Consider the following 18,810-nt stretch of genomic DNA (forward strand, 5'->3'; position numbering starts at 1 on the left):
CGCGGTACGTCGAGGTCGCGTCCCAGCGGGCCGCAGTGCCGGTGGTGTCGACCGCGCGCAGAGCGGCCAGGAAGCGGGCCAGCCGGACCGCAGGTCGGTGAACTCGTGGTCTCCGTCCAGCCGGCACTGCACCGCCACCTCGCCGGGGTAGGACGTGGGCTCGCCGAAGCCGGCCGTTACTGGGACGGACAGCGGCAGCCACCTCTGCTCGAGCTCGACGTCGGCCGACCACCAGGTCATCACCCAGGCGCATTCATCACGTGGACGGTGCCGGCCGGCCTCAGCGCAAGACCGGCCCACTGCGGGAACTGCTCACGCAGAAGCCGGCGGACCAGCCCCGCGTCCGGCGCCGTCACGGCTGCTCCCGGGTCCGGCGCGGCGCTGCACGCGCAGCAGGTACTCCTTGCGGTCCAGCGGGTTCGCGTCGGTCCGCCGGCGAACGGGCACGGTCCCGCGGACCGGTTCGTAATGGTCGAACGCGTTCTCCAGGACACCCTCACCGCGGGTCAGCCCGGGCAGCGCGCGGACCAGGTCGTGCACGCGGGCGGCCGGGATCTCGCCGCTGATCGCGGCGCCGGTCGTGGCCAGCGGCACCGCCCGCAGCCGCGCCAGCACCGGCAGGACGGCCGGGACCGTGTCCGGCGGGACCTCGGCGGTGAACGCGTGGATCGGCTCGAGCACGGTCGTGCCGGCCCGGCGCAGCGCCTCGGTCAGCACCAGCGGGGTCAGGTTGCGGAAGTCGCCCGCGGTCGACGACATGCTCTTGTCGAACACGGCATGCGAGTGACTCTGCCGGGCCGAATAGCCGGAACGGGTCAGGGTGACCGTGCAGTCCGGGACCGGCCAGCCGTACAGGCCGTGCCGCAGCGTCTCGGCGACGGTCTCCTCGATCGCCTTGAAGAACGCGGGCGGCATCGAGCCGGGCTCGACCGCCAGCCGGAAGCTGACCCCGGCGCCGGGCGGCGCCGGCTCGGCCCGCAGGCCGACGGTGGCCAGGAACGGATTGGGGGCGACCTTGTTCAGCTCGTACGCGGCGCCGCAGCCGGCCAGGCGCTCGATGCACAGCGTCGTGGTCGCCTCGAACGATACCGCCAGGCCGTACTCGTCGGCCAGCGTCGCCTCGATGACCTCCTTCTGCACCTCGCCGTAGAGCGAGACGACGTCGTCGCCCCGCAGGTTGATCAGCGGATCCTGCTCGGCCAGTTCGGCGAGGGCCGCGTGCAGGGCGCCCCGGTCGGACCGGTGGCGCGGCACGACAGTCGCCTCCAGCGACGGCGGCGCGAAATGCGGCTGTAGCACCGAGCCCGGCTGCGGCGCGAGATGCGGCCGGGTCGCCGAGCCCGGCTGCGGCCCCGAAAGCGGCTGGGTCCCCAAGTGCGACTGGAGCGCCGAGCCCGGCTGCGGGCCGGAGTGCGGCTGCGGCGCGGTGCGTGGCTGGAGCCTCGAATGCGACTGGGGCGCGGCGGGGGCGCGTACGCCCAGAGGGTCTCCGATCTTGATCTGGGAGAGGCCGCGCAGCAGGCCGATCTCGCCCGCCCGCAGCGACCCCACCGGGTGCAGGCCGCCGTCGCGGAACAGCTCGATGCCGGTGATCTTGTCCGGGCCGGCCGTGTCGCGGACATGGACCGTGCCGGCGAACATCCGCAGATAGGCCCGTTTCTCCCCGGCCGGACCGCGATCGATCTTGAAGATGGTGCCGCTCGGGTCCTCCGCGGGATCGGCCGCGGCCGGGGGCAGCAGCGTGGTGATGCCGCCGATCAGGTCGTCGATGCCGGCGCCGGTGATCGCGGAGCCGAAGTAGACCGGGTGGGTGTCGCCCCGGGCGTAGGGAGCGGGCAGCGGGCGGCCGTCGACGAAAGCGGCCAGCACGTCCTCGTCGTGGTCGGCCAGCCGCATCATGTCCGGCGCCGGCCGGACGGTGCCGCCCTCGACGACGGACATTCCGATGATCCGCGGGCCGAGACGGGCGGCGATCTCGTCGAGCAGGCTCCGCGTGCGGGCCCCCGGCCGGTCGATCTTGTTGACGAAGATCAGGGTCGGGATGGCCAGGCGGTGCAGGGTGCGCAGCAGCACGCGGGTCTGCGCCTGCACGCCCTCGACCGCCGAGACGACCAGCACGGCGCCGTCGAGCACCCCGAGCACCCGCTCCACCTCGGCGATGAAGTCGGGATGGCCGGGGGTGTCGATCAGGTTGACCGTGGTGCCGCGCAGCGGGAACGACACCACCGCCGACTTGATGGTGATGCCGCGGCGGCGCTCCAGGTCGAGCGAGTCGGTCGTGGTGCTGCCGTGGTCGACCCGGCCGATCGTGGCGATGACGCCGGCGGTGAACAGCAGGCGCTCGGTCAGTGACGTCTTACCGGCGTCGACATGCGCGAGGATGCCGAGATTGAGCGATGACAAGCGGAACGGTCCTGTCCGTGAGCGGGATGAATGCTGTGTTGGACATGGACGCAGCTCGCATTTCCCGCTCTTTCCGCTCGGCTTCGCTAACCCATTCACCCCATCAGAGCGGCGCCGGCCCGGCAACCGGATTAGTCGCGGCGGGCGGCCTCCCGCTTGCCGCGCCTGCCCAGCGGCACCTCCGACATGTCGACCGCCTGCGAGGTCACGTTCTTGATCGGATAGCCCTGCTCCGCCATCCAGGCCACCGCCTTCGCCTCGGCACGGGCGGCCGCCGCGGCGACACCGGCCTCGTCCTCGGCCTGCTCGGCGAAGCGGACGGTGAAGAACGGCCGCCCCGGCACCTCATAGGCGAGATAACCCTCGGCGGTGTACTCGGTGCGCAGGAAGTCGTGTTCGGCCTGCTCGCTCCTCAAGCGCGCGGTCTGCTCGGCGCTGAGCCCGTCGAAAGCGCCTCGCACCGTGACCCGGATCGTTCTCATGGTGGTCCTCTCTGATCGACGGTCGAGTATTGCGGTCCGGCGGCCGGAAATCAGGTGGTTTTCTGGTCCAGGAACTCCTGTACGCCCCGCAGGCGCACGGTCAGCAGTGACCGCGCCCGGTCGCAGTTCAGCCGCACGTCGCGGGCCGGGCTCAGCCCGGACGCGGCGACCGTCGACGACGGCAGGCCTTTGGGGCCGCGCCGTCGGCCATCGTCCGCCAGTCGTCGTGGCTGGGCGCTCACCACACGCGAAGACGGCTCGGGCCGGGGGCCAGCGCGGCGATCGGGCCTGCCGCCGCCGCCGCGTCTCGCGGGCGGACCGCTCCGGTCAGGTCGACGTCGATGACGGCCGGGGAGCCGTCGCGCTCCTCGAAGTCGGCGGCGGCGACGCGTACGCGGGGCAGGTCGGCGCCGGTCACCACGGCGTGGGCCGCCCGGGTGAAGGCCTCCGGCAGGTCGGTCCGCAGGTAGACGGCGTCGCCCTCGTCGTCCAGCCGGGCGGTCGCCGCGCCGAGCAGGACCGGGTCCGACTCGCCGTCGAAGGGGCGGGCCCCGCCGGCGTAGACGTTGCCCACGGCGTACACGGCCTGGCGGATCCCGGCGAAGCGCAGGTGGTCCCCCTCGATCTCGTCCGTCTGCTTCCGGTAGGCCTCGGCCGAGGCCGGGTGGCCGTCGTAGGCGGCGAGCCCGGCGAACGCCGGGCTGCCCGGGCTCGGTTTCCCGTACGCCGCCGCGGGGTCCCCGCCGATGAACACGTTGCCGCGATAACGGTCGTCGCCCCCGGCGATGTTGGCGTAACCGGCGACCTGGGTGCTGTGCGGGAGGTGGTACGGCGTGGGCCGGTCCAGGACCTGCTCCAGCCACAGCGTGCCCAGCACCAGGTTGTCGACGAACGCGCCGCCCTGGCTGAACAGCTCGATCGCCGCCGGCGAGCCGAGAACGTTGTGCTCGACCAGGTACGGGCCGTGGCTGACCTCGATGAACAGGTCCCGGCCGTTGCCGTGGTAGAGGTTGCGGGAGACCCGGGTGCCCTGGGCCTGCCAGTCCAGCCACGTGCCCAGCGTGCAGTCGTGGATGCGGTTGTGCCGGATCACCACGTCGATCGCCGCGTGCAACTTGATCCCGGCGATCTCATAGCCGTAGAACTCGCGTTTGACGGCGATGTTGTAGATGTGGTTGTTCTCGATGGTGGAGAAGACGCAGCCGAGGTGGCCGACGATGGCGTTCTGTCCGCAGTTGTAGATGGTGTTGCGGCGCACAACGTGTGAGCCGATGTGTTCGCGGTCCCAGCCGATCTGGCGGGCGGCGAATACGGACTCGAGCTGGTATTGGTAGCCGGGTTTGTCGCCGCGTTCGGCGGCGTAGTTGTTGCCGGTGGAGGCTTCTTTGCCGAGCGAGACGGCGGAGCATTTGGCGTCGTGGATGGTGTTGTCCTCGATGATCCAGCCTTTGGCCCAGTTGGGTCCGATGAGGGCGGGCTGGTCGGCCGTCGGCGGGGTCCAGGGGCAGGCGGCTTGCGCGAGTTCGAAGCCGCGGACGGTGATGTAGTCGAGGTGGTGTTCGGTCGGGTAGAACACCGAGCGGCGTACGTTGATCTCGGTGGTCTCGGTGTTGGGGTCCGCGCCCTGGAAGTTCGCCCAGATCGTCGTGCTCTCCTCCCCGACCTCGGCGAACCACACGAGCGTGGTCTGCGCGACGTTGCGGACCGGGCCGGCGACGCCGGTCCAGCGGTCGGTCATCTCCGACCTCTCGACCGGGTTGCCGACCTCGGCCCGGGACCCGGCCTCGTAGAAGCTCAGGCCGTTGAGGTAGACGTCGCCCAGATGCCGCCGCTCGCCGGACTCGTAGTGGATCCAGTCGCCGCCGACCTCCTCGGCATAGGGGTTGAAGTCGCCGAACAGCGCGTTGCCGACGACCGCCTTCCAGACCGTGCCGCCGTCGCTGACCCAGCCGGTGATCCGCTCCGAGCCCTTGATGACCACGTGCTCGCCTTCGGCGGCCCGGTAGGTGATCCGGCGCGAGTCGCTGAGCCCGCCCCGGCGCGGTCGGACCCACTCCCGGTACTCGCCGGCGTGCACGACCACGGTGTCTCCCGGCTGCGCGACGGCGGCCGCCCGGTTGATGGTGCGGAACGGGTGGTCCGACGTGCCGTCCGCGCTGTCCGAGCCGGTCGTAGCCACGTGGATCATGCGCCTGGCCTTTCCTCGCTGACATGGTGCGCCGATCCTCCTCCGCCCCGGCCGCGAAGGGGACCGGGTTTCCCCGGGGCCCCGGCGCGTACGAGGGGGACGGCACCTGACAGCCGGCCGGGACTACTGCGGCCGGCCTACTGCGGCCGGGCGAAGCCGGCCTCGCCGCCGTCGGAGAGCACCCGCACCCCGGGCAGCGCCGACGTGTGCTGCGTCCACAGCCAGAGGGCGGCGTCGACGGCGGCGTGCGGGTCGCCGGCCGCGAACCCGTCCGGGTTCTCCCAGCCGGCGTCGGTCGCGGCGCCGATCAGGCGCGCGGCGTCGGTGACCTCCAGCCGCGCCCGCCGCGACAGCTCGACGACGGTCGGGCCGGTGGGGACCGGCGCGGCGAGGCCGGTGTGTTCGACGGTCACAGCGTCCATGAAAGCCCTGTTCGGCGCCGCCCGCGGGCGTTTGGAGGATCTGCCCCGGGCGCCCCGGCGCCCGGCCTGTCGGGCAGCCGACGCTCCATTGAGGATCGCCGCCGCCCGGCCTACGCTCAATAGGTTGACAAACGTCGATCCAGTGAGGCCACGGGGGTAGCCATGATCACTCGACGCCGGTTGATGGCCGGCCTGATCGCGACACCGATGCTCGCCGCCTGTGCCGACAACGACAGGTCCGCGCCGCCGGCCGGGACGAAAGCCACCTTCCTCACCGCCTACGGGACCACGCCGCGCGAGACGTACGCGTGGGTCGGCCTGGCCAAAGGCTTCTTCGCCGAGGCCGGCATCGACCTGACCGTCCTGCCCGGGCAACCCAGCGACGCCAACCTCAAGTCGCTGGCCGCCGGCAAGGCGCAGTTCGCCAGCCTCGACTACGTCAGCGCCGTGCGGGGCACGGCCGCCTTCCCCGACTACCGGGCGATCATGGCACTGCAGAACGACACCCTGCTGAGCATGATCACGCTGTCGGGCCGGGGCATCGGCAAACCGGCCGACCTGGCCGGGCGCACCCTGGGGACGGCGCCGGCCGCCGCGACGCGGACGCTGTTCCCGGCGTACGCGAAGGCCGCCGGTTTCGATCCGGGCAGCTGCACGTTCGTGCAGGCGCCGACCGATCAGCTGCCGGCCCTGCTCGCCTCCGGACGGGTCGACGCGATCGGCGGCTACGCGACCGACACGGCGAACGTGGAGAACGCCGCGCCGGGCAAGACGGCGCTGCCGTTCCCGTACGGCGCCTTCATCGGTGACCTGTACGGCACCGTCATGATCGCCACGACGCGGGTGCTGTCGTCGGACCCGGCGCTGGCACAGAAGTTCGCCGGCGCGATGGCCCGGACCGTGCAGTTCACCGTCGACCAGCCCGACGAGGCCGGACGCCTCGTGCAGCAGCGGCTGCCCACGGTGAAGGGGGCGGTGGTCGCCGCCGTCGACCGGAAACTCAAGCCCCACGTCGGGCCGTTCTCGCTCGACCCGGCCAAGGTCGCCCGCGGCATCGCGGTGCTGCACGCAGCCGGGCTGGCCAAGGCGGGACTGAAACCGGACGAGGTGGTCGCCTTCGACGTCACCACGAAGGCGGGCGTCAAGTGACGGGATACGCCTTCGACAACAGCAGCGTCCACGCGCTCGAGCACCACGCCGCGCTCGCCGACCTGCTCGACGCGGCCACCCGGCAGCGCATCGGCGAACTCGTCGCGCTGCCCGGCAGCCGATGCCTGGAGGTCGCGGCCGGCGGCGGGAGCGTCGCGGTGTGGCTCGCCGAGCAGGGCTCCTCGGTCGTCGCCACCGACCTGAAACCGCAGCACATCCCGGCGCATCCGCGGCTCACCGTACGGGAACACGACGTCACCTCCGGGCCGCCGTCGGGCACCTACGACCTGGTGCACGCCCGGCTGCTGCTCAACCATCTGCCGCAACGCGACCTGGCCGTCGCCCACATGGTGGCCGCCCTGTCGCCGGGCGGGGTGCTGCTGACCGAGGACCTCTGCCCGCCGGCCGGGCGCGAGGTGGTGGCCCACGCGCCCGATCCGGCGACCGCCGCACTGCTCGCCCGCTTCCAGACGCTGCACATGTGCGCGCTGGCCAGTCACGGCAACGACCGTTCGTGGTCGCGGCGGGCGCATTCCGCGTTCTATGCCGCCGGGCTCACCGACGTACGGGTGTACGCGTACGCGACGGAGTGGCGCGGCGGCGGGCCGGGCTGCCGGCTGCTGCGGGCCGGGATGGGGCAGTTACGCGACGACTACCTGTCGCTCGGGATGACCGACGACGAACAGGCGGCGGTCGCCGAGGCCCTGCTGGATCCGCGGCTGGCCCTCAACGGTTACCTGACCATCCAGACCAGCGGCCGCAGGCCGCTATGAGCGGGCCCACGGGATCATGATGCGTTCGACGGCGACCAGGCCGTAGTAGAGCGCGATGCTGAGCAGCGCCAGCAGCACGACGGCCGCGAACGTCTGTGCGGTCTCGGTCTGCCCGGTCGACACCGCGATGACGAAACCCAGGCCGGCCACCGTGCCGGCCTGGAACTCGCTGATCACCGCACCGATCACGGCCAGCGTCATGCCGACCTTGAGCCCGACGAAGACCTGCGGCAGCGCGCTGGGCACCCGCACCTTGAGGAACGCCTGCCAGGCCGGCGCCTCCAGCGACCGGGCCAGCTCGGTGAACTCGGGCGGCGTCGCGGCCAGCCCGCTCACCATCGAGATCACCACCGGGAAGAAACAGACCAGGAACACCATGATGAGCTTGGGCAACTGGCCGAAACCGAACCAGAGCACCAGCAGCGGCGCCACCGCGACCTTCGGCACCGAGTTGAGCGCCAGCAGCAGCGGGAACGCCATCCGCTCGACCACCCGCGAGCCGGTCAGCGCGAGCGCGATGAACGCGCCGGCCACGACCGCCGCGGCGAACCCCTCCAGCACCTCGACCAGCGTGTGCCACGCCTGCGCGAGCAGGTACGACGGCAGCTCGCGGAAGGCGCCGAGCACCGCGCCGGGGCCGGGCACGAGCGCCGGGTTGACCGGGAACACGACCGTGGCCAGCCACCACAGACCGACCGCGAGCGTCACCCCGAGGGCCGGCAGCAGCACCGCGCCGAGCTTGCCGTTCACGCCTTGACTCTAGAGGAGAACATTGATCGAAATTGATGCCGTCTCGCACACGTTCCCGTCGCGTACGGGCGCGGTCCCGGCCCTGCGCGACATCAGCCTGTCGATCCGGCCGGGCGAGTTCGTGGCCGTTCTCGGCCGGTCCGGCTGCGGCAAGTCCACCCTGCTGCGGGTCATCGCCGGGCTGCTGCGGCCCACCTCCGGCCGGGTACGGGTCGACGGCGGCGAGGTGGACCGGCCCAGCCGCGACGTGCCGCTGATGTTCCAGCGGCCGGCCCTGCTGCCGTGGCGGTCGGTGCTCGACAACGTGCTGCTGCCGGTCGAGTTCGCCGGCCGGCGGCGCAACGGCTACCGGTCCCGGGCCTCGGAACTGCTCGCCCTGGCCGGCCTGGGCGACGTCGAACGGGTCGCCCCGGCCGAACTCTCCGGCGGCATGCAGCAGCGGGCCGCGCTGTGCCGATCGCTGATCCTGCGTCCCCGGGCGCTGCTGCTCGACGAGCCGTTCTCCGCCCTGGACGCGATCACCCGCACCGAACTGGCCGGCGAGCTGCAGCGCATCCACATGGTCGAGGGCACCACGATGGTGCTGGTCACCCACTCGATCGAGGAGGCGGTGCTGCTGGCCGACCGGGTCGTCGTGCTCACGCCCCGGCCGGGCCGCATACAACGGATCCTCGACATCGACATCCCGCGCCCCCGGGCCGCGGACTCCGAGGCGTACCAGCAACGCGCCGGCCGGCGGGCCGCCGAGCTGCACCACCTGCTGCTGACCGCAGGCGCAATATCGGGATGAACCCGGCCGGGCCGGCTTCCAGCGTGCGCGGATGCGATCAGTCGATTCCCGTCACGGTTTGACGGCGCGCGTCGCGAAGTAGCCGGGCAGCCAGCCCGCGGTGGCGTCCGAGTGGTGCGGCGCCTCCTCGAACCCGGTGATGACGAAACCCGCGGCGAGCTGGCCGCCGAGCTGCCCCGCCATGCTGTGGCTGTACTCCAGCGGCGCGTCCACACCGAAGAGCCGCTCGCGTTCCCCGGCCGGTACGTGCGTGAGGTCGCTGTACGGCAGCCGGTGCCGGACCACCAGCTCGCCACGCTGGTCCAGCGCCTCGTGGTCGAACAGGTAGACGTCCGGGTTGAGGAAGCCGCACAGCAGCGCCCCGCCCGGCCGCAGCACCCGGAAGGACTCCCGCCACACCCCGGCGAGCTCGGGGATGAAAAGGTTCGAGACCGGGTTGAAGACGAGGTCGAACGAGGAGTCGCCGAACGCGGACAGGTCCCGCATGTCGCCGAGCACCGTCCGCAGCGGCACGTTGTCCCGCCGGGCGACCAGCTCGTCCTGCTCGAGCTGGCGCGGCGAGTTGTCCAGCACGGTGACCCGCGCCCCGGCCGCAGCGAGCGTCGGCCCCTGCTGGCCGCCGCCGGAGGCCAGGCACAGCACGTCCACGCCGGCCAGGTCGGCCGGAAACCAGGAGCGGTCCACCGGCTGGTAGCCGATGAGCACGACCGACCAGTCACCGGCCCGCGCCCGGGCGACCGTCTCCGCGGAGACCGGCCGCGACCACTCGTTACCCTGGTCGACCTGCCGGTCCCAGGCCACACGGTTGTGCGCCACCGGATCAACGGCGCCTGTCGTCTGCCAGTCGTTCAGAGACATCTCGGCGTCCTTCGGGATCAGGGATGACCTGGCAGGCCTTGGCGATCTCTCCGTCGCGGACGAGTCCGTCGACGGCTTCGATCATCGCGGTGATGCCGGGCCGGGGTGTGAAGACGAGGTCCGTCGTGAAGAAGTGTCGGCGGTCCGCACTGTGAGGCAGCTGCCACGGTCATGCTCAGCCGGGCTCCGGCTCGCGTAAGGCGTCCGCCAGCAGCTTGTAGGTCTCCTGCACCGCCCCCACCACGCTCGGCACCACCACCGTCCCTGGGCGCAGACGTACGACCTCCATCAGGTTGTCGTACATGGTTGCGAGCACGGCATGCCCGCCGCCCAGCTCGATGAGACGGTGATGGTGGCGAATCCACGGGTCATCGCTGTCCCGGGCGCGGCGGTTGAACCGCGCGATCGCCGCCTCCCGGTCGCCGAGCAGGACCACTTCACGGAAGGCCGCCCCGTGCTGGTGCGCGAGCTTCTCAAGCCCGATGATCTCGTCGACCTTGGCGTGGTACTGGGGCAGGACGACATCGTGTCCGCCGTCCAGGTGGGTTTGCGCCATGGCCCGAACCAGGGACCACACGACCGGCCACGTGTCGGTCTCCTCGTCCTGCCACCCGCCCACCAGGCGGTGCAGAGCATCGACGTCAAGATTCAAAGCGCCGGGATGCCGGTCTACGTAGAGCGCCGACAGGGTGGACTTGCCGATGCCAGGCGGGCCGTTCAGATGGATGAGCCGCGCCATCCCGTCACCTCCATAGTCCCGCAGCGGATCACAGCTGTCGTGTGCCAGTTGTTCTGAGGCACGGCATGTGCGCTGACCTGCGGTGCCTCAGCTTGATTGGCAGGACCGAAACGCTCGTCCTGCCAGTTGAGCCGAGGCAAACCAGCGCGGGCCACCGCAGTTCAAAAGCTTGAGCTGCGACATCGATCTTCACTGTCTTCCCGGTGGGGATCACGTCAGTTCCTTGCGCCAGGGAGCCTTCGGTCCGCAAGCGTGGCGAGCATGAGCCGGCACCAGGTGAAAGCGGCGTTCACGGCTAGGTGTGCGTGGCGCGGACCGAGACCGACTGGAGCGGTGGCGGGGCCGTGGCCGGTGCCGTAGCCGCGGTTGCAGAGTTCGGCAAGCCCGATGGCGATGCCTGATACGGAGCCGAGGATCTTCTTGATCGCGTCGCTGCCGTCCGGGCCGGGAGCTTTCGAGGGCGGGTGGAGGCCGAGGGCTTGCTGGGCGCTTCGGACAAGCGCGGGGAGATCGTCCTTGTCGTCGACCGGCCGGCCGCGTTCCTTGAGCACGACCTTTGCCGTGCTCTCGATGACCGTGTAGCCGTCACGGCGCAGGGAGTTGAGAAGCTTGCTCGTGTACTGCGGCTCGAAGCCCTGGATGAGGCGCTCGAACACGCGCAGCGCGCGGCTGACCTGATTGATGTCGGTCCAGTCGATGGCTTCGAGGTACTCCTGCGTGGTGGTACGCCGGACGCTGCTGTCCTCGTATGTGCTGTCGGGATCCGGGGCGAAAAGTTCGTCCTGGAAGGCCGCGCCGATCGCGCCGACGGTGCTTCCGGTCATGAGGTAACGGAAGAGCCCGCGAGTGGTCCGGCTGACGAGTTCGCTCACGCTGCGCCACCTTTGCTGCATGCGAGCACGTCGGCGTCGGGCGACGCGCGTCTGACGGCGAAGGTGCCCGGGGTGTAACCGACGGCCGTCATTTGGAAAGCGGGGCTGGCCGCAAAGTCGGCCAGCACCGCGACGTCTACTGTCCGCGAGCTTCCCTCGCTCGTGCTTTGATCGCGAGGATGACGTCGGTCTTGGCCTTGGTGTAGTCGTTCATGTCATCCCACCGCTTGCTGAGCAAGGTCCTCTTGGTGCTTTCGTAGAGGGTGCGGTCGTCCGCGTCGGAGCGCAGGTGATCGCGAAAGAGGAGGTATTCGTCCACGGCAGGATCGTCCCGTTCGAAGACGTGCACGTGGATGTCGTGTGCTGGTGTACGCACGAGGCGATGCCTCGGCTCGCGGACCCGCAGTTCGTACCCGGCGGCCAGGAGCGCATGGAGGTAGTCCTCTTCGGCGGTAATGTCGTCTACCGTGACCACGATGTCGATGATCGGCTTGGCGGCCAGTCCGGGAACGGATGTGGAACCGATGTGTTCGATCTCGATGTCCGCTGCTGTGAGGGCATCCCGGATCCGCCCCCGATGATCAAGGTAGATGTCTGCCCACCGCTCGTCGTAGTTGTGCAGCTCGAGCGCGTGTGAGGCGCACCCTACGAGCTCGACTGTAGTGACGTCCGGTCGGCGCGGCTTGCGGCTCTTGTTCACATGGACATCCTCGCAAGGCTCGAAGCTCGTCAAGATCTGGACCGGGATGGATCCTCGGCGTGACGGAGGAGATCATGCTCCCAGCGCCATCAGGTGGTCACGCTCCAGCCACGACTCGAACCCGACATGCTCGCCGCTCGACGCGAAGAACCACAACCCAGAGAATCTGCGCTGCCCCTGGCAATGCCTCACATCAGCTGGCAGACGACATCCCGCAGCGGATCACAGCTCGGGAAATTTAGCTTCCCAGGAGCACCGGACCAACCGCGCACACTTCAGCCGAGCACATAACAGTCATTATGGTGTTGCTCGCTCAAGGCCTTCTGACCGATTATCGGATTGCTGATATTCGTAATCCGATAATCGGTCAAGCGCGGAAGGGACGACCGATTTGCAGCGGCATGACGTCGTCTGCATATGCAAGCGCTCCAGACTGCTTGCGCCTGCCGGCCACTGGTCTTCTTCCGGGCGAGGACTCCCCCGCCAGTGCAACACCGACAACGGCAACTACCCGAGCACCGCGACGCGAACGAACAAGAGCGGGCCGGCCGGAAATGGAAAGCGGCACCGCACGATCTCGCCTAGCCTCGCCAGGAGAACCACGCCCACCACACACGAAGCGGAGATCGAACATGAGGACGTCCGGCGGTTTCCCCGGTTCCTGGTCCGTCTCCACCGCCGGAAAGGCACTTCGTGTCAGGTCTGTTCGAAAACCCGGTTAACCCCTTCCCGACCGGCAACGCCCCCACCCCGGACGCCCGCGTCGGCCGGTTCCTCCGCAACGAGTTCCGGCCGCTGCGCTTCGTCGTAGCCGCCGCGATCGCCACCACGACCCTCTGCGCCGCCATCGAGGTGTGGCTCATCGGCTACGCCGGACGTCTCGTCGACACCCTCGCCGCCGCCGACCCGGACACGCTCTGGGCCCGCCAGGGCACCGGACTGCTCGCCGTGGCCCTGTTCGTGCTGCTCGTCCGACCCGCGATCCACCTGGTCGGCGAAATGCTGGACGACATCGCGTTCCGGCCCAACGCCCGCCAGCTCGCCCGCTGGCGGGCACACCGGCACGTTTCCCGGCAGTCCGTCGGCTGGTTCCGCGACGACCTCGCCGGACGCATCGCCACCTGGGTACGCGACGGCGGGGACGCCGCCGCCACCGCCGCGTACTCGGTCATCCACACGCTGGTGTTCGTGATCGCCTACATCGCCGGCTCGGTGTGGCTGATGTCCACGATCGACCTGCACCTGCTGCTCCCCCTCGGCGCCTGGATCCTGGCCTACGCCCTGCTCATGTGGTGGACGGTGCCGCGCTACCGGCGCGCCTCCGAACACCTGCAGGAAGCCGAGTCCGAACTGACCGGCCTGCTCGTCGACTCGTACGCCAACGCCGACACACTGGCACTGCTCGGCGGCCAGGACACCCGCACCCAGCACGACCGCCGGGTGTTCGCCCAGGCCCGCCGCGCGCATCTGAACCTGCAACGGGTCGAAGTGACGATCAACGGCACCATGATGGCGCTCGGCAGCGCCCTGCTCGTCGGCCTCGCCGGCTACGGGATCGTGCTCTGGCGTACCGGCTCCGCACCCCTCGGCCTCGTCGCCGCCGCGCTGGCGCTCAGCTTCCGGATCACCGCGATGGCCGAGTGGCTGCTGGACGCCGTGTCGTCGCTGTTCGGCGCCGTCGGCGCGCTCCGGCGGGCCCTGCGGACCATCGCGCAACCACTCGCGGTCGCCGACAAACCCCACGCCCAACCCCTGCGCGTACGCGGCGGCGCCATCAGCTTCGCGCACGTCAGCCACCACTACGGCCGCGGCGGGGGCGGACTCGACCGGCTCAGCCTCGACGTCGCCCCCGGTGAGCGCGTCGGCATCGTCGGCCGGTCCGGCGCCGGCAAGTCCACCCTGGTCGGCCTGCTGCTCCGGTTCCACGACGCGGAGTCCGGCACGATCACCATCGACGGCACCGACATCACCGACGTGACCCAGGAGAGCCTGCGCGCCCAGATCGCCATGGTCGCCCAGGACGCCACGCTGCTGCACCGCTCGGTCCGGGAGAACATCGCCGGCCCCGGCAGCGCCGACGACGAACAGATCGACAAGGCCGTACGCCGGGCATCCGCCGACCGGTTCGTCGCCGCGCTCCGGGACGCGGACGGCCGGAACGGCCTGGACGCACATGTCGGCGAACGCGGCGTACGCCTGTCCGGTGGCCAGCGGCAGCGGATCGCGCTGGCTCGCGCGTTCTACCGGGATGCGCCGATCCTGATCCTCGACGAAGCCACCTCCGCGCTCGACTCCGAAGCCGAGGCCGCCATCCACGACACCCTCGGCGAGGTGATGACCGGCCGTACCGTGCTCGCGATCGCGCACCGGCTCTCCACGATCGCCCACCTGGACCGGATCGTCGTCCTCGACACCGGCCGGATCGTCGAGCAGGGAACCCACGCCGAGCTGCTGCGACGCGCCGGCATCTACGCGGACCTGTGGTCGCGGCAGTCCGGCGGATTCCTCGGCACCGCCGACCGCCAGGAGACGGCGGACGCCGGCCACCCCGCAGATCCCGGCTGAATCCGGCCGCACCAAAGCTTGTCTCTGGTTTTCGGTGATACGTCGGCGTAGCCGGCCTTTCAGGTTTGGCCGTGCGTGGGCCGCTGTGCGGCGCACACCCTGTAAGGCATCCTAGGATGATGGAATCTGAAGAGGGCGGCGGCGGGCCCACGAGCCGGTGATGTGGTCGTACATCGTGGAGCCGGCGGTGGCCCGGTCGCCGGACTCGATGGCGGCCACCAGCGCGCGGTGCTCGTCGAGGGTCAGCGCCGTGTATTCGGCCGAGGTCGTGCCGTGGTAGCGGCCGGTCGTGCGGGCCTTGTCGTGGATGCTGGTGACGATCGCCCGGCCCAGCCGGTTGCCCGACGTCGTCATCACCACGTCGTGGAAGGCGGCGTCGGCCTGGGCGAACTCGGCCGGGTCGCCGGCCGTGCGCTCCATCGCGCGTAGCGCCGCCCGGATCGCGTCGAGGTGGTCGGGGGTGCGCACCGCAGCCGCGGTGATCGCCATCTCGCGTTCCAGGGCCGCCCGGACCGCCACGAGTTCGTCGAGGATCACCAGGGACTCGTCGTTGTGCACCAGGGCCGACAGCACGATCTCGTCGATCATGTCCCAGGACTGCGACGAGCGGACCACCGTGCCGACGCCGCGGTGGATCAGCACGAGGCCCTTGTCCTGCAGCAGTTTGATCGATTCGCGGACCACGGTGCGGGACACGCCGAAGTGGTCGCCGATCTCGGCCTCGGTCGGCAGGGTGTCGCCGGCCGCCAACCGGCCGGACACGATGTCGTCGACCAGGCTCGCGACGACCGCGGTGCCCAGCCGGTCGCCCCGCGTCCGGACGGCACCGGCCGCCGGGGCGGACAGGACGCCGGCGGCGGACGTCGATGGAGTCGTCAAAGTTCCTCCCCTAAGGCCAAGACGGAACTCAGCGTAGACCATTGCGATGACATCATATGTGTGATGTCATCTCGCCATCGCGCGGAAACAGGACGGCAACCGAAGAGGCGAGGACATATGCGGCGCAGGCTCGGCATTGTTACGGCGGCGGTGGCCGCCGCACTCACCCTGGCCGCGTGCAGCGGCGGACAGAGCATCGGCGACAAGAGCACGACCGCCGACACCGGCAGCCCGTACGGCTTCAAGGCCGCCGCCCAGAAGGCCGGCTCCCCGATCACGGTGTGGGTCGACTCGACCCGGCTGCCCGCGGCCCAGGCCTACCAGAAGGCCCACCCGGACAAGCAGATCAAGATCATCTCGTACGACGGCAACGCGAACGGCTCCAACTCGTTCAAGACCAAGACCCAGCTGTTCGACCGGGCCGGCTCCGGCTGGCCGGACGTCGTGTTCACCACCGACAACAACTCGGCCTCGTGGGGCTCGCTGGAGGGCACCGGCGATCTGGCGCCCGTCAACAAGGGCCTGGTGCCGGCCGCGACGCTGACCGGCTTCGCCAAAGGCTCGCTCGACGTCTGCACGATCAACGGCACGACGTACTGCCTGCGCAACGACCTCGCCCAGAACGTGCTCTGGTACAACAAGAAGCTCCTGGACCAGTTCGGCTACACCGTCCCGGCCACCTGGGAGGACTACCAGGCGCTGGCGGCCAGGGTCGCGACCGAGCACCCCGGCTACCTCATGGGCACCGCCGGCGACGCCTGGGCACCGGAGATCTACATGTGGGGCGCCCAGTGCCCGGCCAACCAGGTCACCGGAGCCAAGACGATCACCGTCAACACCGCCGACCCGAACTGCGTCAAGGCGGCCAAGCTGATCGACTCGATGGTCGCGAACAAGACCATGTCCACGCTGTCGCTGTTCGGCGCCGAGTTCGCCAAGCAGCAGGGCGGCAAGGTACTGATGATGCCCGGGCCGGACTGGTACGGCGGCAGCGTCTTCCAGGACACCATCAAGACGCCCAAGGGCCAGATCGCGGTCGCGCCGGCGCTGCACTGGGCGGACCAGAACCCGCCGGTCACCGGGGACGTCGGCGGCGGCGCCTGGTGGATCTCCGCGCACAGCGCCGACCTGGCCGCGGCCCAGGACTTCGCCGCCTGGGTGACCACCGACAACGCCTACCAGGCCGACCTGGCGCCCGGTTACCCCGCGTACACCGCGGCGGCCACCGGCTGGCTGGCCAAGCAGCAGGCCGGCGGTTACTGGGCCAACGACATCTCCAAGCCGATCCAGGACGCGGCCGGACAGGTGTGGTCCGGCTGGGGTTCGGCCGCGTTCAGCCAGGAGGCGATCTGGGCCAAGGTCGTGCAGGCCGCGATGGCGCAGGGCAGGACCGTCGAGTCCCAGCTGCCCGCCTGGCAGACCGAGATAGAGAACCAGGCCAAGGTCCTCGGGTACACGGTGTCGACGAAGTGACGGCGCAAGCGGCGCAGTCCCCGCGCAGGTGGGGGCTGCGGCCCGGCCACGTGTTCGTCTCCGGCTACGTCGTGCTGCTGGCGCTGTTCGGCGTACTGCCGGTGGCCTACTCGATCTACCTGGCCTTCACCCGCGCGGGCGGGGGCTTCGCCGGGTTCGCCAACTTCACCCGCAGCGCACAGGACTACCGGCTGCTGCCCGCGGTCGGGCACGTGGCCGCGTACATCGCGATCTGGCTGGTGTCGCTGACCGTGCTGGTGGTGCTGCTCGCCCTGCTGGTGCACCGGGTGGCCCGCCGGGCGACGAAGACGGTCCTGCGGTTCTGCTACTACATCCCGGGCGCGCTGGCCGGGGCGTCGAGCGTCCTGCTGTGGCTGTTCGTGCTCGACCCGGCCGTCAGCCCGGTCGCGTGGCTGCTCCGGGCGACCGGCAACGACCATCTGACGGAGGTGATCGCCCCGGGCCACCTGCCGGTGGTGTTCGCGATCATCGCGTTCTGGACCGGGGCCGGCGGCTGGATCCTGGTGCTCTACGGCGCGCTCAACACGATCCCGGAGGACGTGATGGAGGCCGCCCGGATGGACGGGGCCGGCCCGCTGCGTACGGCGTGGAGCATCCAGCTGCCGCTGATCCGCAAATGGGTCGTCTACATGCTCGTGCTGTCGGTCGCGGCCGGCACCCAGCTGTTCGTCGAGCCGGAACTGGTGTCGCAGGCGAGTTTCGGGATCGTGCCGAACTCGTACTCGGTCAACCAGCTGGCCTACCAGTTCGCCTTCACCCAGAACGACTTCAACGGCTCGGCCGCGATCTCCATCGACCTGCTGATCGTCGCGTTGCTGTTCGCCGGCCTGTTCGTCGCCCGCGGGCGCCTGTTCGAAACGGACTGACCGGATGATCCGCGTTCTTTCCAAGACAACGATGGTTGCAGTGCTCGGACTGTTCCTGCTGTTCTTCCTGATCCCGATCCTGTGGCTGCTGCTGACCTCGACCAGGAACAGCACGTCGCTGCTGAACTCGAGCCCGTACTCGTTCGGCTCGTTCGGCGATCTGGGGCGCAACTTCAGCGCGCTGATGTCCTTCCAGGACGGCGCGGTCAAGCGCTGGCTCGGCAACTCGCTGCTGTACGCGGCCCTGGCGCTGGTCGTCACGCTGCTGGTCAGCATCCCGGCCGGCTACGCCCTGGCCAAGATGAAGTTCGCCGGCCGGCGGTTCCTGCTGATCACCACGCTGGTCGTGATGCTGATGCCGACCGCGTCGCTGGTGCTGCCGACCTTCCTGGAGATCAACACCGCGCACCTGGTCAACACGCCGCTGTCGGTGGTGCTGCCGTACTCGTTCTTCCCGTTCGGCGTCTACCTGACCTACATCTACTTCTCCACCACGGTGCCGGCCGACCTGCTGGCCGCCGCCAAGATCGACGGCTGCGGCGAGTTCCGCACCTTCACCAGGATCGCCCTGCCGCTGGCCACCCCGGTGGTCGCGCTGGTCGGCTTCTTCAGCTTCGTGGGCAACTGGAACAACTTCTTCCTGCCGTACGTGATGCTGCCCGGCAGCGACCAGTACCCGATGCAGGTGGGCCTGACCCAGATGCTCGCCTCCACCCCCACGTTCAACCCGGTGGTCGGCGCGAACGCCGCGGTCTCCCCGCCGGAGCTCGTGCTCGCGACGCTCGTCTCCATCGCCCCGGTCCTCGTCGTGTTCCTTCTCGCCCAGCGCTACCTCGTGGCCGGGCTGACCGCGGGAGGGACGAAGGAATGACCTCCCCAG

At 70.2% G+C, this 18,810-nt stretch carries 18 protein-coding genes; 7 read left to right on the forward strand and 11 right to left on the reverse strand.

Going from position 1 to position 18,810, the window contains the following annotated elements; translation table 11 throughout:
* Positions 1-312: 312 nt before the first annotated feature.
* From ACIA5C_RS08720 to ACIA5C_RS08740, 5 genes are all read right to left on the reverse strand, one after another.
* Positions 313-2,403, reverse strand: coding sequence for a GTP-binding protein (locus ACIA5C_RS08720; protein WP_396052692.1), 2,091 nt, complete (start codon positions 2,401-2,403; stop codon positions 313-315).
* A gap of 131 nt (positions 2,404-2,534) precedes the next feature.
* On the reverse strand, positions 2,535-2,885 hold the full coding sequence (locus ACIA5C_RS08725) for a DUF6204 family protein (protein ID WP_396052693.1): 351 nt from the start codon (positions 2,883-2,885) through the stop codon (positions 2,535-2,537).
* A gap of 50 nt (positions 2,886-2,935) precedes the next feature.
* Positions 2,936-3,127, reverse strand: a complete 192-nt coding sequence (locus tag ACIA5C_RS08730) for a hypothetical protein (protein WP_396052694.1) — start codon at positions 3,125-3,127, stop codon at positions 2,936-2,938.
* On the reverse strand, positions 3,124-5,073 hold the full coding sequence (locus ACIA5C_RS08735; protein ID WP_396052695.1) for a right-handed parallel beta-helix repeat-containing protein: 1,950 nt from the start codon (positions 5,071-5,073) through the stop codon (positions 3,124-3,126). The genes ACIA5C_RS08730 and ACIA5C_RS08735 overlap by 4 nt, the downstream gene beginning before the upstream one ends.
* A 137-nt stretch (positions 5,074-5,210) precedes the next feature.
* On the reverse strand, positions 5,211-5,486 hold the full coding sequence (locus tag ACIA5C_RS08740; RefSeq protein ID WP_396052697.1) for a hypothetical protein: 276 nt from the start codon (positions 5,484-5,486) through the stop codon (positions 5,211-5,213).
* A 171-nt stretch (positions 5,487-5,657) separates the two neighbouring features.
* Here ACIA5C_RS08740 and ACIA5C_RS08745 point away from each other — a divergent pair, with 171 nt between their 5' ends.
* Together ACIA5C_RS08745 and ACIA5C_RS08750 are read left to right on the forward strand one after the other, a co-directional pair.
* Positions 5,658-6,644 (forward strand): ABC transporter substrate-binding protein, encoded by a 987-nt coding sequence (locus tag ACIA5C_RS08745; protein ID WP_396052698.1) that lies wholly within the window; start codon positions 5,658-5,660, stop codon positions 6,642-6,644.
* Complete coding sequence (locus ACIA5C_RS08750) at positions 6,641-7,417, forward strand: class I SAM-dependent methyltransferase (RefSeq protein ID WP_396052699.1); 777 nt, start codon at positions 6,641-6,643, stop codon at positions 7,415-7,417. The genes ACIA5C_RS08745 and ACIA5C_RS08750 overlap by 4 nt, the downstream gene beginning before the upstream one ends.
* Here the strand turns inward: ACIA5C_RS08750 and ACIA5C_RS08755 are convergent.
* Positions 7,412-8,167 carry an ABC transporter permease gene (locus tag ACIA5C_RS08755; RefSeq protein WP_396052701.1) on the reverse strand — a complete coding sequence of 252 codons (756 nt, stop codon included), beginning with the start codon at positions 8,165-8,167 and terminating at the stop codon, positions 7,412-7,414. The two genes, ACIA5C_RS08750 and ACIA5C_RS08755, sit on opposite strands and share 6 nt — an antisense overlap.
* Positions 8,168-8,189: 22 nt before the next feature.
* Here ACIA5C_RS08755 and ACIA5C_RS08760 point away from each other — a divergent pair, with 22 nt between their 5' ends.
* Positions 8,190-8,957: an ABC transporter ATP-binding protein gene (locus ACIA5C_RS08760; RefSeq protein WP_396052702.1), complete on the forward strand. Its 768-nt coding sequence runs from the start codon at positions 8,190-8,192 to the stop codon at positions 8,955-8,957.
* 51 nt (positions 8,958-9,008) lie between these two features.
* Here the strand turns inward: ACIA5C_RS08760 and ACIA5C_RS08765 are convergent, their stop codons facing one another.
* The 4 genes from ACIA5C_RS08765 to ACIA5C_RS08780 all read right to left on the reverse strand — a co-directional run bounded on the left by ACIA5C_RS08765 (position 9,009) and on the right by ACIA5C_RS08780 (position 12,159).
* Entirely contained in the window at positions 9,009-9,815 is an 807-nt protein-coding gene (locus tag ACIA5C_RS08765; protein WP_396052704.1) for a class I SAM-dependent methyltransferase, read from the reverse strand.
* A 175-nt stretch (positions 9,816-9,990) separates the two neighbouring features.
* On the reverse strand, positions 9,991-10,554 hold the full coding sequence (locus ACIA5C_RS08770) for an AAA family ATPase (protein WP_396052706.1): 564 nt from the start codon (positions 10,552-10,554) through the stop codon (positions 9,991-9,993).
* 215 nt (positions 10,555-10,769) lie between these two features.
* Positions 10,770-11,426: an abortive infection family protein gene (locus ACIA5C_RS08775; protein ID WP_396052708.1), complete on the reverse strand. Its 657-nt coding sequence runs from the start codon at positions 11,424-11,426 to the stop codon at positions 10,770-10,772.
* A gap of 136 nt (positions 11,427-11,562) precedes the next feature.
* Complete coding sequence (locus ACIA5C_RS08780) at positions 11,563-12,159, reverse strand: GrpB family protein (protein WP_396052710.1); 597 nt, start codon at positions 12,157-12,159, stop codon at positions 11,563-11,565.
* 660 nt (positions 12,160-12,819) lie between these two features.
* Here ACIA5C_RS08780 and ACIA5C_RS08785 point away from each other — a divergent pair.
* Positions 12,820-14,691, forward strand: coding sequence for an ABC transporter ATP-binding protein (locus ACIA5C_RS08785; protein ID WP_396052712.1), 1,872 nt, complete (start codon positions 12,820-12,822; stop codon positions 14,689-14,691).
* A 111-nt stretch (positions 14,692-14,802) separates the two neighbouring features.
* On the opposite strand, the gene ACIA5C_RS08790 is transcribed toward ACIA5C_RS08785, so the two are convergent.
* On the reverse strand, positions 14,803-15,570 hold the full coding sequence (locus ACIA5C_RS08790; protein WP_396052714.1) for a FadR/GntR family transcriptional regulator: 768 nt from the start codon (positions 15,568-15,570) through the stop codon (positions 14,803-14,805).
* Positions 15,571-15,687: 117 nt separating this feature from the next.
* On the opposite strand from ACIA5C_RS08790, the gene ACIA5C_RS08795 reads away from it, so the two are divergent.
* Genes ACIA5C_RS08795 through ACIA5C_RS08805 form a run of 3 tightly spaced genes read left to right on the forward strand, consistent with a single transcriptional unit; the run spans position 15,688 to position 18,801 of the window.
* The gene (locus ACIA5C_RS08795; protein WP_396052716.1) at positions 15,688-17,043 is read left to right on the forward strand and encodes an ABC transporter substrate-binding protein; all 1,356 of its coding nucleotides are present in this window, start codon (positions 15,688-15,690) and stop codon (positions 17,041-17,043) included.
* Complete coding sequence (locus ACIA5C_RS08800) at positions 17,040-17,930, forward strand: carbohydrate ABC transporter permease (protein WP_396052717.1); 891 nt, start codon at positions 17,040-17,042, stop codon at positions 17,928-17,930. The genes ACIA5C_RS08795 and ACIA5C_RS08800 overlap by 4 nt, the downstream gene beginning before the upstream one ends.
* A 4-nt stretch (positions 17,931-17,934) precedes the next feature.
* Positions 17,935-18,801 carry a carbohydrate ABC transporter permease gene (locus ACIA5C_RS08805; RefSeq protein WP_396052719.1) on the forward strand — a complete coding sequence of 289 codons (867 nt, stop codon included), beginning with the start codon at positions 17,935-17,937 and terminating at the stop codon, positions 18,799-18,801.
* Positions 18,802-18,810 lie beyond the last annotated feature (9 nt).

The sequence above is a fragment of the Actinoplanes sp. NPDC051343 genome, from assembly GCF_044455125.1.
In the GTDB taxonomy this organism is placed as follows: Bacteria; Actinomycetota; Actinomycetes; order Mycobacteriales; family Micromonosporaceae; genus Actinoplanes.

Bases quoted from the DNA above. Each gene is read 5' to 3' on its own strand.
- ACIA5C_RS08725 (WP_396052693.1), bottom strand. From the start codon at position 2,885: ATGAGAACGATCCGGGTCACGGTGCGAGGCGCTTTCGACGGGCTCAGC.
- ACIA5C_RS08735 (WP_396052695.1), bottom strand. From the start codon at position 5,073: ATGATCCACGTGGCTACGACCGGCTCGGACAGCGCGGACGGCACGTCG.
- ACIA5C_RS08745 (WP_396052698.1), top strand. From the start codon at position 5,658: ATGATCACTCGACGCCGGTTGATGGCCGGCCTGATCGCGACACCGATG.
- ACIA5C_RS08765 (WP_396052704.1), bottom strand. From the start codon at position 9,815: ATGTCTCTGAACGACTGGCAGACGACAGGCGCCGTTGATCCGGTGGCG.
- ACIA5C_RS08770 (WP_396052706.1), bottom strand. From the start codon at position 10,554: ATGGCGCGGCTCATCCATCTGAACGGCCCGCCTGGCATCGGCAAGTCC.
- ACIA5C_RS08795 (WP_396052716.1), top strand. From the start codon at position 15,688: ATGCGGCGCAGGCTCGGCATTGTTACGGCGGCGGTGGCCGCCGCACTC.
- ACIA5C_RS08805 (WP_396052719.1), top strand. From the start codon at position 17,935: ATGATCCGCGTTCTTTCCAAGACAACGATGGTTGCAGTGCTCGGACTG.